This is a genomic window from Pectobacterium carotovorum (assembly GCF_900129615.1).
Classification (GTDB): domain Bacteria; phylum Pseudomonadota; class Gammaproteobacteria; order Enterobacterales; family Enterobacteriaceae; genus Pectobacterium; species Pectobacterium carotovorum.
This window is the reverse complement of record NZ_FQWI01000007.1, coordinates 233,291-250,317: the sequence shown is the minus strand read 5'-3', so window position 1 is coordinate 250,317 and position 17,027 is coordinate 233,291. Positions and strand designations below refer to the sequence as shown.

Sequence of the window (17,027 nt, the reverse complement as noted above, 5' to 3'; positions counted from 1 at the left end):
TTGTTTTCTGAGAAACATTAAATAAATTCAAGGCGCTGCCAGGCAGCGCCAGGAAAAAGAGAGAAGTCTTGATGAGTATGGCTACTGAGACATCCAACAAAATCCAGGTACGCGATCTGAATTTCTATTACGGAAAATTCCATGCGTTGAAAAACATTACGCTGGATATTGCCGCGAATCAGGTTACCGCGTTTATCGGCCCGTCCGGCTGTGGTAAATCCACGCTGCTGCGTACGCTGAATAAAATGTATCAGCTCTACCCTGAGCAGCGTGCCGAAGGCGACATCCTGCTGGATGGCAATAACATCCTGACGGATAAGCAAGATATCGCGCTGCTGCGCGCCAAGGTCGGCATGGTGTTCCAGAAGCCGACGCCGTTCCCGATGTCGATTTACGACAACATCGCGTTTGGTGTGCGTCTGTTTGAAAAACTGTCTCGTGCCGATATGGATGAACGCGTTCAGTGGGCGCTGACCAAAGCCGCGCTGTGGCAAGAGACGAAAGATAAGCTGCACCAGAGTGGCTATAGCCTGTCCGGTGGTCAACAGCAGCGTTTATGTATTGCGCGTGGTATCGCGATTCGCCCAGATGTCTTGCTGCTGGATGAACCCTGTTCTGCGCTTGACCCGATTTCTACCGGCCGCATTGAAGAACTGATCTCCGAGCTGAAAAAAGACTACACCGTGGTTATCGTGACGCACAATATGCAGCAGGCAGCGCGTTGTTCAGATCATACGGCGTTTATGTATTTGGGTGAGCTGATTGAGTTCAGCGATACTGATACCCTGTTTACTGCTCCACGGCAGAAACAGACTGAAGATTACATCACCGGCCGTTACGGTTGATTAGGAAAGCATCATGGATAATCTGAATCTGAACAAACACATTTCCGGTCAGTTTAACGCCGAACTGGAACACATCCGCACGCAGGTCCTGACCATGGGCGGGCTGGTGGAGCAACAGCTGAGTGACGCGATTACCGCGATGCATAATCAGGATGCAGAGCTGGCTCAGCAGGTTATTGAAGGCGACGCCAAAGTTAACCTGATGGAAGTGGCGATTGATGAGGCCTGCGTACGTATTATTGCGAAGCGTCAGCCTACCGCCAGCGATCTGCGTCTGGTGATGGCGATCATCAAAACTATCTCCGAACTGGAACGTATCGGTGACGTTGCGGATAAAATCTGTCGCACCGCGCTGGAGAAATTCTCCCATCAGCATCAGCCGTTGCTGGTGAGTCTGGAGTCATTAGGGCGCCACACCGTGCAGATGCTGCATGACGTGCTGGATGCGTTTGCCCGTATGGATCTGGATGAAGCGATTCGTATTTATCGCGAAGACAAAAAAGTGGATAAAGAGTACGAAGGGATTGTGCGTCAACTGATGACCCACATGATGGAAGATCCTCGCACCATCCCAAGCGTACTGACGGCGTTGTTCTGCGCCCGTTCCATCGAGCGCATCGGTGACCGTTGCCAGAATATCTGCGAATTTATCTTCTATTTCGTCAAAGGTCAGGATTTCCGTCACTTGGGTGGCGATGCGCTGGAAAAGCTGCTGGCGCAGAAAGATAAAGCGGAAGAGTGATCCCGTCCTTGTGATTATCGTGATAATGCCCTGCTTGCAGGGCATTGTTTTTTATATCGATTTGGTTTTTTATCTCGATTTAGTTTTTATCAGGATAGTGAATCAGATCGTGGAAGCGCGCTGTGGTATCGGCAGGGTTGTGGTAGCGGTGTTCCCTGTCGGCGGCAAAGCGCAAGGCGTCACCAGCGGACAACACATGCATCTGCCCATCAACGGTAATCTCCAGCTGTCCCTCCAGCACAATAATATGTTCGATCACCCCGCTTTCATGCGCCGATGAGGTGCTGCTGGCACCCGCCGCCAGCTCAATAACCAACATATCAAAACGTAGCTTTTCGTCGAAAGGGAAGAGCGGTGCAACGTGCATTCCCGCTTCGTTTTCCCTGAATGACGATCCCGCCCCTGAGCGATAGGTCACGTCTTCATCCGCGAGCGTCGGTTCAATAAAGGTAGAAAATGCGACATTCATGCCGGTCGCAATTTTCCACAGCGTGGCAACCGTCGGGCTGGATTCACCCCGCTCGATCTGTCCCAACATCGCTTTGCTCACACCCGTCTCTTCTGCCGCGCGCGTGAGGCTCCAGCCTTTCTCTTGTCTTAACGTTTTCAACGTATTGCCAATACGGCGGGTTAGCTCATCAGACATCAATATTGGCTCCTGCTTGTGCGTTATAGCGCACACTGCTATGTTAACGCTTTCTGTGCGTTATAACGCACGATAAGAGTGAAGGTATACCATGCCTGCGTCATTTGCGCTAAAAGATGTCACCTTTTCGACCCTCATCGCTGGCTTTGTTGCGGTGCTGGTGGGCTATACCAGCTCGGCCGCCATCATTTTTCAGGCAGCGGAAGCGGCGGGTGCCAGCGCGGTGCAGATCGGCGGCTGGTTAAGCATGCTGGGGATTGCCCAGGGGCTGGCGTCTATTAGCCTGTCGCTGTATTACCGTGCGCCGATACTGGCGGCCTGGTCAACGCCGGGGGCGGCGCTGCTAGTCACCAGCCTGCCGGGCACCTCGATCAATGAGGCGATCGGCGTGTTTCTTTTTGCCTCCGCGCTTATTTTTATCTGTGGGATCACCGGCCTCTTTGCCCGCCTGATGAATGTTATTCCGCAGGCTATTTCTGCTGCGATGCTGGCGGGGATTTTGCTGCGCTTTGGCGCGGATGCCTTTCTTTCCCTGCAACAGGGTTTCTGGCTGGCTTTTGCGATGTGCGTAACCTATTTGCTCAGCCGTCGGCTGTTGCCGCGCTTTGCCATTGTGCTGACGCTGCTTGCTGGCCTGCTGCTAGCCTTATTTCGCGGACAAATTGTGGTTTCTGATTCGCCGCTGGTGTTCGCCGTACCGGAATTTATTACGCCGCATTTTTCATGGGCGTCTCTGCTGGGTGTCGGTATTCCATTTTTCATTGTCACCATGGCATCGCAGAACGCACCGGGCGTTGCCACGTTGAAAGCGGCAGGCTATCAGGTTCCCATATCACCGCTGATTACCATTACCGCATTAATCGCGCTGGTTTTGACGCCGTTCGGTGGCTTTTCCGTCTGTATCGCCGCGATTACCGCCGCGATCTGTATGGGGCCGGATGTACATCCCGATCCGAAGAAACGCTATCTTGCTGCCGTTGCTGCCGGTGGATTTTATCTGCTGGCGGGCGCTTTTGGCGGATCGATCGGGCAGCTTTTCACGGCATTACCGCAGCCGCTGATTCACGCTATCGCCGGTTTGGCGCTGCTCAGCACCATTTCAGGCAGCCTGTACCGCGCTTTACTGGATGAAAAACAGCGCGATGCCGCGGTGGTCACTTTTCTGATTACCGCCTCTGGGCTGACGCTGTGGGGAATCGGTGCGGCGTTTTGGGGATTGATTGGGGGGATGATGACCTGGCTGGTGCTGTCTGGGGGAAAAGCCGCGTTACGCTGAGTGAATAAGGCAAAATAGGCAAGCGCCTAATACTCGTCACTTAAGCCCGTTGTTAGGGGAAACACAGGGAGGCCTCACCCCTGTGGTCGCCCCGTGTGTCTCGATCCTTAAACGAGCGCCTATCCTAAATTAATCCTCAACAAATAAGATAATGCCGCGTTTTGAGTAGCGTGATTTTAGTTTCATTGATAAATGCCCCGCTACGATTTCGTCATCTTCATCATGGTGACGTTCATGAACATTACATCTACACAATTACTTGGCAGTAATAAAACCCAGTTTCGGACAGCATTTTCCCTGTTGTTGGCATTAGCAACGGGCAAACATCAGCCGGATCGGCGCTGGGCGAGTGTTCAATGGCGTATAAAATATACTTCCCGGGTGATGCTTCACCCGCTGCTGACAATGAAGTGGCTCAGCTTTATCGCTAATTATCCTGCACAGGATATTTTTCGACGTAGCGGAAATCAGCTTTACTCTAAGCTACAGCGCCCCTACCTGATGGCTTCGTTACCCGCGCAACAAACCTGTTCGGCCTTAATGGATCATTACCGCTTTATTCAATCTCTGCCGCTACATCGCCAGCGTTTGTTATATGGTCAAAATGAGAGTGGCAACATGCTGACCTGTTTTCAGGGGAAAAGCGGTGAAAGTTACACGCTTCGCCTGATTTGTAACGATCAGATGTGTAAGGAAGGAGAGCTTTCCCTGCAACTTGAGAACAGTGAGCACGTGCTGGCGCAAATGACGTTCTCGATCCTGCGTATTGAGGGGGAAATGAGTCTGTTTGTCGGTGGGATCCAGGGGGCTGACCCGCAAACGCCTCACAGCGTCATTCAGGGCGCGACACGTGATTGCTATAGCCTGTTTCCCAAACGCCTTCTTCTGGAAGGCCTGCTTAACCTGACAAGTGGTCTTAATCTGGCGCAGGTTGTCTCGGTCAGTAACGAAACGCACATCTACAAACACTGGCGCTATCGCAGTAAGAAGCGGCATGTTTTTCTCGCCGATTACAATGCTTTCCTTTTTGCCCACGGCGGTCAACAGCGGCCTGATGGCAACATTGCACTGCCATTATCCCTTCCGAGAAAGGCTGAGCAGGATATTCCCAGCCGCAAACGGGCAGAATACCGCCGCCGCTATGCGCTCTTTGATGAGATAGCCTGTCAGATTAATGATGTACTTACAGGGAGTCTGCCGCTTGTCATCAATCCAGCAGAGCGCACCTGAATCAGGATAATCTGCCAGAATACCGAAGTAACATAAGGTTATATTATAGCTATTTATGTTATTTCCCGCGTTTTCGCCCTGCTGATAGCCTGCTGTTAATACACCAATAATTAAGGGGCAGGGAATGAAAAAGCAGATTTTGACAGTGACTTTATTGGCCGGGTTGGCTTCCGTTTCTGGTGCTGCACAGGCAGATAAATTAGATGACATTCAGAAGGCGGGTGTGGTGAAATTTGCCGTCTTCGACAGTAATCCGCCGTTTGGCTATGTCGATCCGCAGAGCAAAAAGCTGGTGGGTTATGACGTGGATATCGCTGAGGCAATTGGTAAGGCGCTGGGCGTAAAGGTTGAGCTGCGCGCAACTAATCCGGCTAACCGTATTCCGCTGTTAAGCTCGCAGAAGGTCGATCTGATCGCCGCGAACTTCACCATTACCGATGAGCGTGCCAAGCAGGTTAACTTTAGTATTCCTTATTTCGCTACCGGACAAAAATTCATCGCCCGTAAAGGCGTGCTGAAAACGCCGGAAGACATCAAAACGCTGCGCATCGGCGCGGATAAAGGCACCGTGCAGGAGATTACCCTGCGCGAGCATTACCCGACAGCCAAAGTGATTTCCTACGACGATACGCCGCTGGCCTTCGCCGCGCTGCGTAACGGCAACGTTCAGGCCATCACGCAGGATGATGCCAAACTGGTCGGCCTGCTGGCCAACGTGCCTGATGCACAGAAGGCTGAGTTTGAAATCTCTCCGTTCAGCATTACCAAAGAGTATCAGGGCGTCGGGATTCCGAAGGGCGAAGAGCGTCTGACGGCGAAAATTAACGACACGCTGATTAACCTGGAAAAACAGGGTGAAGCGAAGACGATTTACGATCGCTGGTTCGGGCCGAGCACAAAATCATCCCAGCCGCGCGGCGACTTCACCTTTGCCCCGCTGGATCAACAACCTAAATCCTGATAGCTGACGCCTTCAGTGCTATGATCTCAGCCCTCTGCATGCAGAGGGCATTTCTATTTGTACCTCGTAATAATGACAAAGAGAGATAAAACGCATGGATACGGCGCTGCAATCGCTTGAGTCGTGGCTGTTGGCTCCTCAATACCTCATCTGGCTGTGGCGCGGTTTCCTGATCACGCTGGGTCTTTCCCTGAGTACGATCGTTCTGTCTACGGTGTTGGGTTTTCTGCTGGCGGCAGCCAGAGACAGTCAGATTCGGGTGCTGAGCGGAGTGGTTGTGGCTTACAGTTCGCTGTTTCGTAATACGCCGCTGCTGGTGCAGCTATTTTTCTGGTATTTCGGTGCCGGGCAGCTTTTTCCCTCAGAGATGATGCAATGGCTGAACACCCCGCATACGCTTTCTCTCTTCGGTACGACGTTAGCGTGGCCTTCTTTTGAGTTTCTGGCGGGCTTGGCAGGGTTGACGCTCTACTCCAGCGCGTTTATTGCGGAGGAGATCCGCTCCGGTATTCGTGGCGTAGCGCGCGGGCAGAAGTATGCCGCGCATGCTTTGGGGTTAACTGGTTTCCAATCCATGCGTTATGTGGTGTTGCCACAGGCGCTAAAAATCGCCCTGCCGCCGCTGCTTGGGCAGTACATGAATATCGTTAAGAACTCGTCGTTGACGATGGCGATTGGCGTTGCTGAATTGTCCTACGCGTCGCGTCAGGTAGAGACGGAAACCCTGCGTACGTTTCAGGCGTTTGGTGTGGCGACGGTGTTGTACATCGTGATTATTGCGGTGATGGAAGGCTGGGGCATGTGGCGTCAGCAGCGCAGTCTGGCGGAGAGACACTAAGATGGATTTTACCGTTATCACCGATAACATCGACTATTTGATGTGGGGAACGTTCCCGGATGGCCCGCTGGGTGGCGCGGCGCTGACGCTGGTGATGAGCCTGCTGGCGGGCATAGCGTCTGCCATATTGGGTACGATTTTAGGCGTGGCGCTAGCGATGTCCCGAGGCTGGTGGAGTGCACTTTTGGCGATGGTGCTGGGGTTCTTCCGGGCAATTCCCGTCATCATGCTGATTTTCTGGACCTACTTCCTGCTGCCGATCGTTTTTGGCGTCGATATCCCTGAAATTACTACCGTAGTTTGTGCGCTGGCGCTGATCGCCTCGGCGTATCTGGCGCATGGTGTGAAGGCCGGCATTGTCGCCATCGGGCGCGGCCAGTGGCAGGCTGGACTCTCGCTGGGGCTAAGCCGCTGGCAGGTGTTATGGCAGATAGTGCTGCCGCAGGCGCTGCGGATGATGGTGCCTTCCTTCATCAACCAATGGATTTCTCTGATTAAGGATACCTCACTGGCCTACATTGTCGGGGTCGGCGAGCTGACGTTTCTTGCTACGCAGGTCAATAACCGCAGCATGGTCTACCCGATGGAGGTTTTCCTGTTTGTCGCGCTGGTCTACTTTGTGTTTTGTCTGTCGCTGGAGCTGCTGGCGAACGGGGTTAACGCCCGTTTTAACCAGCAGGAAAAGCAGCCGAAACGCCGTCTGCTGTGGTGGCGGAATAAGCCAGCCTGAGGATGAAGATTACGTGCGTCGTGCGGTGGTAATGGATAGATCGTAAAGACGCTGTGAATACGTCCGTGTACGCTCGGCTTGCGCCATCCATGGCGCAAACGCTTTACTCTTCTATTCCATTACCACCGTTTTCGTCCCATAAATAGATTTGCCGACGGTCTGACATAAGTCCGAATTGCTGCTACTGCGCAGTGATGTTCCAGCCTTTTTCGCGCCAGATTTGCGGCAATTCGCGCATATCGTCGAACATCGTGACCAGCGGGTGATGGATCGGTTGGTTATGGGGATCGGCGCAGTAATAGAACACCGGAATGCCCGCAGCAATGCCTGCCTGTACACCAGCAGCGGAATCTTCAACCAGAATGCAGTGTTCGATGGGAAGCTGTAACTGCTCGGCAGCGTGATACAGCACCGCCGGGTCGGGTTTCCATTTTTTCAGATCGTAGCCGCTGTAGAGATGGTCGCCAAACAGATCGAGCATGTGCGTCAGGCCGAGCGAATGGTGCATCTTGCTGACCGGACCGTTGGACACCACGGCCATTGGGACAGTAATCGACTGCACTAACTCACGCGCGCCCTCGATAGGTTGCAGGAATTCATCGAATAGACGTTTCACTTCTTGTCGGAAATGACGCTCCGCATCGTCTACCGACACGGTCAAGCCATGCTGCTGGCTGATGCGGGCAATAATCTCGTACAGCTTCACGCCTTTGTAGGTTTTTATCACCTCCTCCAGCGATAAGTTCACCCCATACGGGATGAAGATATTCACATAAGCCTGGCAACACAGCACTTCGCTATCAACCAGCGTGCCATCACAGTCGAAGAAGACGCATTCAATACGGGGCATGACCAATCCTTATCGATGAAATAAAAGATGAAGCTCCTACTTTAACCAATTGACCCGATATTGCGACCTACAAAGCCATTTTCAGAGCGATCTTGCATAAAATTAAGGGGTTTAAATTGAGGGATGGCGGCGCAATAGCCATGACGTTAATAGGTTCTTCTTATTCGATGAAAAAAAACGTGGGATCAACGTAAAAACGCAGCGTTTTGTTATAGGATACCCGACGATAGTTATTCCCTTCTTTGGATTGTTACTAATGAATAAATCACAACCCGGTCTTGCTACCGAGCAAGGCCTGCTGGAGCGCGTGTTTAAACTTAAACAACACGGCACGACAGCACGTACGGAAACGATTGCCGGTTTCACGACGTTTTTGACGATGGTCTACATCGTTTTTGTTAACCCGCAGATTCTGGGCGTGGCGGGGATGGATACCAAAGCGGTCTTTGTGACCACCTGTCTGATTGCGGCATTCGGCAGCATTTTGATGGGGCTGCTGGCTAACCTGCCTGTGGCGCTGGCTCCGGCAATGGGGCTGAATGCATTTTTCGCTTTTGTCGTCGTTGGCGCGATGGGTCTCCCATGGCAGGTTGCGATGGGTGCTATTTTCTGGGGCGCAATCGGTTTCCTGTTGCTGACTATCTTCCAGATTCGCTATTGGATGATCGCCAATATCCCGCTCAGCCTGCGTTTGGGTATCGCCAGCGGTATCGGCCTGTTCATTGCCATGATGGGCCTGAAAAACGCCGGCATTATCGTTCCTAACCCTGAAACGCTGGTGACGATTGGTAACCTGACGTCACACAGCGTGCTGCTGGGTGCTCTGGGCTTTTTCATTATTGTGGCGCTGGCCTCACGTAATATTCACGCCGCGGTACTGATCTCCATCGTGGTGACCACCTCAATTGGCCTGCTGCTGGGCGATGTGACGTATTCTGGCGTTTTCTCCATGCCGCCTAGCGTCATGTCGGTGGTGGGTCAGGTTGATCTGGCTGGGGCACTGAACCTCGGGATGTCCGGCATTATTTTCTCCTTCATGCTGGTTAACCTGTTTGACTCCTCCGGTACGTTGATTGGCGTGACGGATAAAGCTGGTCTGGTTGATGCTCGCGGTAAGTTCCCTCGCATGAAGCAGGCACTGTATGTCGATAGCGTTAGCTCTGTGGCCGGTTCATTTATCGGGACATCCTCCGTTACCGCGTATATTGAAAGCTCTTCTGGCGTATCTGTGGGTGGACGTACCGGCCTGACGGCTGTGGTTGTAGGCCTGCTGTTCCTGCTGGTGATCTTCCTGTCGCCGCTGGCGGGGATGGTGCCTGCCTATGCGGCCGCGGGCGCACTGATTTACGTGGGCGTATTGATGACGTCCAGCCTGGCGCGCGTGAAGTGGGATGACTTGACGGAAGCCGTACCGGCCTTTATTACCGCGGTGATGATGCCGTTCAGCTTCTCTATTACTGAAGGGATCGCACTGGGCTTCATTTCTTACTGTGTGATGAAGTTGGCGACGGGTCGCTGGCGTGAAATCAGCCCTTGCGTGGTCGTGGTTGCGCTGCTGTTCCTGCTGAAAATTGTGTTTATCGACGGGCATTAATGTGTTCGTGGCTCCGGGGCTTTCCCGGAGCCTCAGCCTGCGACAAGGCGGCTGGCTACTGTGAGGCGGTAGAGGTGGCTTTTTCTATCGTATGGCTGGTTAATTTCATATAGCGTAAAGACTGGCGCTGCTGCTGTAGAATTTCCCCCGACTTTCTCATGCCCGTTGCCGACGTATATTTCCACATGATCAATCGGTTAAGCGTGGGGATATGGGCGCAGGCCCAGGCAAGGTAATCATCAACATCGCTCATCACTTCTACGGCGGGGGTGCAGGTTGAACGCAGCCTGCCAGAGGCGGGGTGGAGTTTCAGATTATTGGGAGGGTGGCTGTTCACGCCAGGGATCTTCATCAATGACTGGCGGATGGTGCATAGCTGCGTTGCTGCCTCCAGCGGATCGCGCTGCGCGTCGATCCACGCCTGTTCGGCCTGTGTCTGCGCCTGCATCTGTGGGACAACCTGATTTGTTGGCCTGACATGAACGATTTCGATATCCATACCGACGCTGCCTTCTTCGCTCAGGAGGATGGCGATAGTATTGCCTGCATAGCCGATGCTGAAGTCGGGCATATTGGGATCGGCAAAATAAGGGCGTCCTTCAGGGGACACCAGCAGCGTGGGCAACAGCGGATAGCCGAAAAAATAGAACATCATCTCAGCCAGCAGCACTCGACTTTTCAGATAACGCTCGCGGCGTTTGGCTGAAAAACCTTGTGTTGATGAGATGAGCCTATCGGGCAGTCTTTGTAAGTCAGGAAGCGCTTCCGTGCTTGTCCACCTGACAAAATGGCAGGTCATTGTTCACTCCGTGATCGTGATAAAAGATGGGAACCTATCAGGCATTACCAATGCATATTATCAGACTAATATGTGATCTAAAGAAAAATCGATGGATAAATCGGCGATAATTATTAATTAGGCACACCGAATTTCCTGCGTAGTGTGTTTTGTGGCGATCTTTCCCTGTTCGCCACCTTCCAGTCTGTTTTAATGGCTTGGCCACCCCAGTGCGGAACGCCGCTGTTTTTCCAACGTCTGCTTGCGCAACTCATCCGCTGTCACTAATCGCAGCGCCGATGTCGGACACACGCTGACGCAGGAAGGGCTCTGGGCGACATCCACGCATAAATCACATTTGTGGACCTCGCTTTGCGTGAGGTGCGCTTCCCCCTCGTCATTCGACGCTTTTGTCACCACATTGATGGCCCCGAAAGGACAGGCGACGACGCAGCTTTTGCAGCCGATGCAGCGGGACTGAATAACCTGAATGCTGTCCCGATCGCGCACCAGCGCATCATTCGGGCACACGCTGGCACAGGGCGCATTCTCACACTGGCGGCATAGAACCGGCACGCTGACGCTGGCGCTTTTCACGACCTTCAGTCGGGGAAAGAAATGCGAAGGCCGCAACTGCGCACTTTGGCCACCGCTATGGGCTACCGCGCAGGCGATCTCACAGGTCCGGCAGCCGATACATTTTTCTGCTTCGGCAATAACAAACTGATTCATGAGCGGAGCTCCTCGCGGGTTGCGTTCATTTCAGGGCGATGCGGGTGTGCGGGAATGGCACCTGTGATGGCGGTCAGCCCCATCGTCGCAATCATTCCCAATGCGGCTTTGCGCCCGTCGGCAATGGCGGTAACCACCAGATCAGCACCGCGTACGGCATCACCACCGGCAAAAATACGCGGATGATTAGTCTGGCAGGGTATCTGGCTATCAAGCGGGGCGGTGATGTATCCCCAATTATCCAGACTGACGTCGGCGTCTTCCAGCCACGGCATGTTGTGTGACTGAAAACCAAATGCGGTTATCACGGCTTCCGCGGGCTGCACGAATTCTGAACCAGGAATAGGGCGCGGGCGACGACGGCCGCTGGCGTCAGGCTCGCCCAGTTCGGTGCGAACCAGACTAATGCCGCATACTTCGCCCTGTTCATTGAGGCAGATTTTTTGTGGCTGAACGTTAAACAGGAATTCCACGCCTTCTTCGCGGGAGTTTTTCACCTCTTTTTTCGAGCCGGGCATATTGGCTTCATCGCGGCGATACGCGCAGGTTACGGATACCGCACCCTGCCGAACGGACGTGCGCAGGCAGTCCATCGCGGTATCCCCACCGCCGAGTACCACGACGCGTTTGCCCGCCATCGAGATATAAGGCTCATCCTCTAATTCAGGTAGCCCCATGACGTGTTTGGTATTGGCGATCAGGAAAGGCAGCGCATCGAAGACGCCGGGAGCCTCTTCATTCTCAATGTTGGCCTTCATGGAGCGGTAGGTGCCTACGCCGAGAAACACGGTGTCATAGTCGTCCAGCAACTGAGCCAGAGAAATATCTTTCCCCACTTCGGTATTCAGTCGGAACTCGATTCCCATGGCGCTGAACACTTCACGCCGATGAACCAGAACGTCTTTATCCAGCTTGAACGACGGAATCCCGAACGTGAGCAGCCCCCCAATTTCCGGGTGACGATCGAATACCACGGCCTGCACACCGTTGCGTGCTAGCACATCGGCACATGCCAGCCCAGCAGGACCCGCACCGACAATCGCCGCGCGTTTGCCGCTTGGAACAACATGCGTCATATCGGGTGACCAGCCCATTTCTATCGCAGTGTCGGTAATGTAGCGTTCAACGTTACCGATGGTAATCGCACCGTACTCCTTGCCCAGCGTACAGGCGCCTTCGCATAACCGATCCTGCGGGCACACTCGGCCACAGATTTCCGGCAGGCTGCTGGTTTGGTGCGATAGTTCTACGGCTTCAAGAATCCGCCCTTGCTTCGCCAGACTCAGCAATTCGGGAATATTGTTATGCAGCGGGCAGGTCCACTCGCAGATCGCGCGTTTGCCGCAAGAAAGGCAGCGGTCAGCCTGATCTTCCGTCTGCTGCACGGAGAAGCCATGATAGATTTCATCAAACGTGGAGGTTCTCTGGATCAGCGGTTTTTTCTCGGCATCCCGGCGCGGCCAGTTTTTTCTTTTGCTGAGCGGATGGGTTGTCTGCGCTTTCAGCACGGGCGTTTCACGCTGCCAGTGAGCGGAGGAGCGCAACGCCATCACCTGTTGTTTCTCCTGACGGCGGGCCGCTAACGTTTGCTCGCTGACGAGCTGTAAGGCCTGAGTCGGACAGGCTTCTACACACGCTTGTCCTTCTGGACGATCGGCGCAGAGATCGCATTTATGGGCGATGGCGCTGTTGTCCACTGGGCTTGTCACCATGGACATCGCGCCGAACGGGCAAGCCAGTACACAGCTTTTGCAGCCGATGCACTTTTCCTGAACGAGCTGAATGCTATTGTCTTTTCTGATCAAGGCCTGCGTTGGGCATACGCTGGCGCAGGGGGCATCTTCACAGTGACGGCAGGTTACGGCAGCCCGCAGCGTTGGCGTATTGAATGCCTTGATTCTGGGCTGAAACACCGCGGCACTATCTGGATAGCGCTCGTCATTGTGTGAAATGACACAGGCGATTTCGCATGCATGGCACCCCATACAGTCTTGAGTACTGGCAATAACAAATCGGTTCATTACCTTTTCCCACTCTGGATCCCTCGATCGTGGCCTTTATCCTAATAGCTGGATAACACCCTGACCTTGATATAGAGCAGGTAAAAAGTCGGTTAATGTTAAATCTGACATGGGTTACTAATAAAATTATTGAATCGTTTCAGTGAGTTGTAATGTTATGTGAAAGTAATGGTCTGGTTGTATATAACCTTGTTTTTTGTCTGGTTTACAGTGGTTTATCTCGGGTGAAAATTCTGGTTTTCATTATTTTTGATGAAATAACTCGTTACTTTTACTTACTCGCCTCATAATGTTTGGCGCTATTTACATGCAACAAAATACTGTTGCATCAAAACAGTGTTGCAGCTAAATAACGTGTTTACGGCATTTTCATTATGAATCAATAACAGGGCGTTGCTCAGGTTAATGGATTGTCACTAAGGGATAGTGTTATGAATAAAAAAGTCGTTCTTTGTTCTGTATTCATGTCGGCTGCGTTATTGAGCGGATGTGCCACAGAGTCTTCCCGTACCGTAGAAGCACAAAAAGTGACTTCTTACAGTACGCCTTATCAGGGTGTTCGCAGCCCGATTTCCATCGGAAAATTTGAAAACCGCTCTAACTACATGAACGGTATTTTTTCTGATGGCGTTGACCGTTTAGGTAATCAATCCAAAACCATTCTTGTTAGCCATCTTCAGCAGAGCGGCCGCTTTAATGTGTTGGATCGTACCAACATGGAAGAGCTGAAAGCGGAAGCGGGTATTAAAGGACAAACGCAGACGCTGAAAGGCGCTAGCTATGTTATTACCGGCGATGTGACCGAGTTTGGCCGCAAAGAAGTGGGTGACCATCAGCTGTGGGGCATCCTGGGTCGCGGTAAAACACAGGTCGCTTACGCAAAAACCACGTTAAACGTGGTGAACGTACAAACGTCTGAAGTGGTGTATTCCGTACAGGGGGCGGGCGAGTACACCTTATCCAACCGTGAAATTATCGGTTTTGGCGGTACGGCCAGCTATGACTCTACGCTGAACGGCAAAGTGTTGGATTTGGCTATTCGTGAAGCCGTCAACAATCTGGTTGCAGGAATTGAAAGTGGTGCCTGGCGCCCAGCGAACTAATGGAATAGGAATATAACCATGTTATCTCATAAGAAAATTGTCCTGCTACTGGCAGCGGCAGTATTAGCAGGCTGTGCGTCTGCGCCAAAAACGATTTACAGCTGGGATAAATATCAGCCTGCGCTTTACGATTATTATCAACAGGATAAAGTCGGCCCAGAGCAGCAGATTCTTGCTTTGAATGAATCGATCGAAAAAGCCAAAGCCGCCAATAAACCTGTCCCGCCGGGACTCTATGCTCAACTCGGGTTGCTGTACGCCAATACTGGCCGTGATAGTGAAGCTCGCCAACAGTTTGAAACTGAAAAAGCGAAATTCCCTGAATCAGCACCTTTTATGGACTTCCTGTTGAGTAAAAATAAAGGGAGCATTAAATGAATCGTTTCTTAGGATTATGTGGTCTGGTTTTTGCGCTGGTGTTGACCGGCTGTGCTAAACCCGTTCCTTATGATTACACGGCATTTAAGCAGAGCAAGCCTAAGTCCATTCTGGTATTGCCGCCTGTTAACCATTCCCCGGATGTGAAAGCGAGCTATAGCCTGCTTTCTCAGGTCACGTATCCGCTGGCGGAGTCGGGTTATTACGTCTTGCCTGTCGCTGTAGTGGACGAAACGTTCAAACAGAATGGTCTGTCGACCGCGGCGGATATTCATGCGCTGAGTACGGCGAAGCTGCATCAAATCTTTGGTGCTGATGCTGCGCTGTATTTGGACGTAAAAGAGTACGGCACGTCATACATCGTGATTAATAGCGAAACCCGCGTTTCTGCGGATGCGCGTCTGGTTGATCTGCGTACCGGAAAACTGCTGTGGAGCGGAAGCGCAACGGCGTCCAGCAACGAACAGCAGTCAAATTCTAACGGCGGCATCATCGGTATTCTGGTACAGGCTGCGGTGAATCAAATCGCAGACACGATCTCCGATAAAGGCCACGATGTTGCTGGCGTGACCAGCGCGCGCCTGCTGGCGGCGGGTAATCCACGCGGTATGCTGTACGGGCCTCGTTCACTGCAATACGGTAAAGAAACCTACTAAATTTCTAGGTAGTACATCGTTACATGGTAGTACACCGCTACATCATCAACGCCGTTCATTATTGAACGGCGTTTTTTATCGTCTTAACCGAGTGCTATACATCAGCAGCCTGATGACGATGCTGTTTATTATGGCGGGTTGTCCAGACGAAGGCCGCGGTCAGCAGCAGGATCAGCGTGGCTGCGGCCAGCACAATGGAAAAACCCGAATCAAAGGCAGAATGGGCCTGTGTGGTAAGCACCTGTCGCATATTTTCCGGTAAGGATTCGGCAAAGATTAATGCCTCGTCCAGGCTGTCATACGCGGTGTCCGGTGCGGCAAACCCAGCGGGTAGCATAAACGTTGCGGAATAAGCGAAAGACAGCAAACTGCCCATCAGCGTCACGCCCGTCGCGCCCCCTAATTCATACGACACTTCTTCGATTGACGCCGCCATACCCGCTTTTGACGCTGGCGCAACCTGCATAATGGTGCTCGATGCAGCCGTCATGGTGGAGCCCACGCCTGCGCCAATAACGGTTAGGCTGATGATTTGTATAATGGTGGGCGCATTGTGCAGCAGCAGGTAGCTTCCCATTCCCAGCCCCGAAATCAACAGGCCAGCGGCTAGCATTGTTCCGCTATTCACACGCGGCAGTATCTTTCCGGTTAACGGGCCAGAGATAAAAGACGCCAGCGACAGCGGTAAAATGAATAATCCCGCCTGTAGCGGAGACAGTCCGACGACGAGCTGCAATCGCTGGGTGAAAGCCAGCTCCATGCCGATCAAGGCGGCTGCAGCCACGATAGCGGCGGCCACGGCCGCGCTGAAAGGCCGCAGGCGGAAGAGAGAGAAATCGACCAGAGGATGCTTGCTGTTACGCTGACGCCGAACGAACAGGGTAATGAACGCCACGCCGATGAGCAGAGCGATGAGCGCATCTTCATAAGACGGAACCCGCTTGCCCAGCTCTTTGATGGCATAGGTGATACCAATCAAACCTACCATGATTAATAGAGAACCGATGAAATCCCAGCGGTGGGAGGCATTGCCCGGCCGGTGTGGAATCACGGTGATTCCCATGATGAGCGCAAGCAAAACGACTGGTACGTTAATGAGGAAAACCGATCCCCACCAGAAGTACTCAAGCAGTATTCCGCCCATCACGGGACCAAACGCTGCGCCGCCGGAGGCCACCGCAGCCCAGATACCGATCGCCAGTGCGCGTTCCCGTTCATCAGTAAATGTCAGACGAATAATCGACAGTGTGGCGGGCATCATCATCGCCGCACCTACTGCCAGTAGCGCGCGAGCAGCGATAAGCAGACTGGGTGTGGGCGAATAAGCGGCAAACAAGGACGCCGCACCAAAGACCACCAGCCCGGAAATAAATAGAGGTTTATGGCCCAGCTTATCGCCCAATGTGCCCGTACCCAGCAGTAAACCGGAGGCAACCAGCGCATAGATATTAACGATCCACAGCTTTTCCGATGCAGTCGCGTGCAGGTCGTGAGTCAGTGTCGGGAGTGCGGTGTACAGCACCGTCATGTCGATAACAATCAGGAACAGTGCGCTGGAAACAATGGCCAGGATCAGCCACTTCTTTGGTGATTGCATAGCAGGATCTCTACCTTGAACTTCTATTTTTCATCTGTTGGATAGCGTTC

Annotated in this window: 17 protein-coding genes; 11 read left to right on the top strand and 6 right to left on the bottom strand. The window is 52.8% G+C overall.

Going from position 1 to position 17,027, the window contains the following annotated elements; genetic code table 11:
• Positions 1–71: 71 nt before the first annotated feature.
• Positions 72–845, top strand: a complete 774-nt coding sequence (pstB, locus tag BUB06_RS15525) for a phosphate ABC transporter ATP-binding protein PstB (RefSeq protein WP_010681437.1) — start codon at positions 72–74, stop codon at positions 843–845.
• A 13-nt stretch (positions 846–858) separates the two neighbouring features.
• Positions 859–1,587, top strand: coding sequence for a phosphate signaling complex protein PhoU (phoU, locus tag BUB06_RS15520; protein ID WP_010681436.1), 729 nt, complete (start codon positions 859–861; stop codon positions 1,585–1,587).
• 79 nt (positions 1,588–1,666) lie between these two features.
• Here phoU and BUB06_RS15515 read toward each other — a convergent pair whose 3' ends face one another.
• A complete protein-coding gene (locus BUB06_RS15515; protein ID WP_039475205.1) occupies positions 1,667–2,233 on the bottom strand; it encodes a helix-turn-helix domain-containing protein in 567 nt (188 codons plus the stop codon).
• A 91-nt stretch (positions 2,234–2,324) separates the two neighbouring features.
• Here BUB06_RS15515 and BUB06_RS15510 point away from each other — a divergent pair, with 91 nt between their 5' ends.
• The 5 genes from BUB06_RS15510 to BUB06_RS15490 all read left to right on the top strand — a co-directional run bounded on the left by BUB06_RS15510 (position 2,325) and on the right by BUB06_RS15490 (position 7,268).
• On the top strand, positions 2,325–3,509 hold the full coding sequence (locus BUB06_RS15510) for a benzoate/H(+) symporter BenE family transporter (RefSeq protein ID WP_039475206.1): 1,185 nt from the start codon (positions 2,325–2,327) through the stop codon (positions 3,507–3,509).
• Between the two features lie 234 nt (positions 3,510–3,743).
• The gene (locus tag BUB06_RS15505; RefSeq protein ID WP_039475335.1) at positions 3,744–4,739 is read left to right on the top strand and encodes a VirK/YbjX family protein; all 996 of its coding nucleotides are present in this window, start codon (positions 3,744–3,746) and stop codon (positions 4,737–4,739) included.
• 124 nt (positions 4,740–4,863) lie between these two features.
• On the top strand, positions 4,864–5,700 hold the full coding sequence (locus BUB06_RS15500) for an ABC transporter substrate-binding protein (protein ID WP_039475208.1): 837 nt from the start codon (positions 4,864–4,866) through the stop codon (positions 5,698–5,700).
• Positions 5,701–5,794: 94 nt separating this feature from the next.
• A complete protein-coding gene (locus BUB06_RS15495) occupies positions 5,795–6,538 on the top strand; it encodes an amino acid ABC transporter permease (protein WP_039475209.1) in 744 nt (247 codons plus the stop codon).
• A 1-nt stretch (position 6,539) separates the two neighbouring features.
• Positions 6,540–7,268 carry an amino acid ABC transporter permease gene (locus tag BUB06_RS15490; RefSeq protein ID WP_039475211.1) on the top strand — a complete coding sequence of 243 codons (729 nt, stop codon included), beginning with the start codon at positions 6,540–6,542 and terminating at the stop codon, positions 7,266–7,268.
• A 181-nt stretch (positions 7,269–7,449) separates the two neighbouring features.
• Here BUB06_RS15490 and yieH read toward each other — a convergent pair whose 3' ends face one another.
• Positions 7,450–8,118 carry a 6-phosphogluconate phosphatase gene (yieH, locus tag BUB06_RS15485; RefSeq protein WP_039475212.1) on the bottom strand — a complete coding sequence of 223 codons (669 nt, stop codon included), beginning with the start codon at positions 8,116–8,118 and terminating at the stop codon, positions 7,450–7,452.
• A 256-nt stretch (positions 8,119–8,374) separates the two neighbouring features.
• Here yieH and BUB06_RS15480 point away from each other — a divergent pair, with 256 nt between their 5' ends.
• Positions 8,375–9,712, top strand: a complete 1,338-nt coding sequence (locus BUB06_RS15480) for an NCS2 family permease (RefSeq protein WP_010302438.1) — start codon at positions 8,375–8,377, stop codon at positions 9,710–9,712.
• A 55-nt stretch (positions 9,713–9,767) separates the two neighbouring features.
• Here the strand turns inward: BUB06_RS15480 and BUB06_RS15475 are convergent, their stop codons facing one another.
• The 3 genes from BUB06_RS15475 to aegA form a co-directional block, all read right to left on the bottom strand.
• Positions 9,768–10,511 (bottom strand): 4'-phosphopantetheinyl transferase family protein, encoded by a 744-nt coding sequence (locus BUB06_RS15475; protein WP_039475214.1) that lies wholly within the window; start codon positions 10,509–10,511, stop codon positions 9,768–9,770.
• Positions 10,512–10,700: 189 nt separating this feature from the next.
• On the bottom strand, positions 10,701–11,222 hold the full coding sequence (locus BUB06_RS15470; RefSeq protein ID WP_010681425.1) for a 4Fe-4S dicluster domain-containing protein: 522 nt from the start codon (positions 11,220–11,222) through the stop codon (positions 10,701–10,703).
• Complete coding sequence (gene aegA, locus BUB06_RS15465; RefSeq protein ID WP_039475215.1) at positions 11,219–13,243, bottom strand: formate-dependent uric acid utilization protein AegA; 2,025 nt, start codon at positions 13,241–13,243, stop codon at positions 11,219–11,221. The genes BUB06_RS15470 and aegA overlap by 4 nt, the downstream gene beginning before the upstream one ends.
• A 431-nt stretch (positions 13,244–13,674) precedes the next feature.
• Here aegA and BUB06_RS15460 point away from each other — a divergent pair, with 431 nt between their 5' ends.
• From BUB06_RS15460 to BUB06_RS15450, 3 genes are read left to right on the top strand one after another with little or no spacing between them, the layout of a single operon-like run.
• Positions 13,675–14,346, top strand: coding sequence for a CsgG/HfaB family protein (locus tag BUB06_RS15460; protein WP_010302426.1), 672 nt, complete (start codon positions 13,675–13,677; stop codon positions 14,344–14,346).
• 18 nt (positions 14,347–14,364) lie between these two features.
• On the top strand, positions 14,365–14,724 hold the full coding sequence (locus tag BUB06_RS15455) for a DUF4810 domain-containing protein (RefSeq protein WP_010302423.1): 360 nt from the start codon (positions 14,365–14,367) through the stop codon (positions 14,722–14,724).
• A complete protein-coding gene (locus BUB06_RS15450; RefSeq protein WP_039475217.1) occupies positions 14,721–15,380 on the top strand; it encodes a DUF799 domain-containing protein in 660 nt (219 codons plus the stop codon). The genes BUB06_RS15455 and BUB06_RS15450 overlap by 4 nt, the downstream gene beginning before the upstream one ends.
• Before the next feature lie 94 nt (positions 15,381–15,474).
• Here BUB06_RS15450 and BUB06_RS15445 read toward each other — a convergent pair whose 3' ends face one another.
• Positions 15,475–16,977 (bottom strand): MFS transporter, encoded by a 1,503-nt coding sequence (locus BUB06_RS15445; RefSeq protein ID WP_039475218.1) that lies wholly within the window; start codon positions 16,975–16,977, stop codon positions 15,475–15,477.
• Positions 16,978–17,027 lie beyond the last annotated feature (50 nt).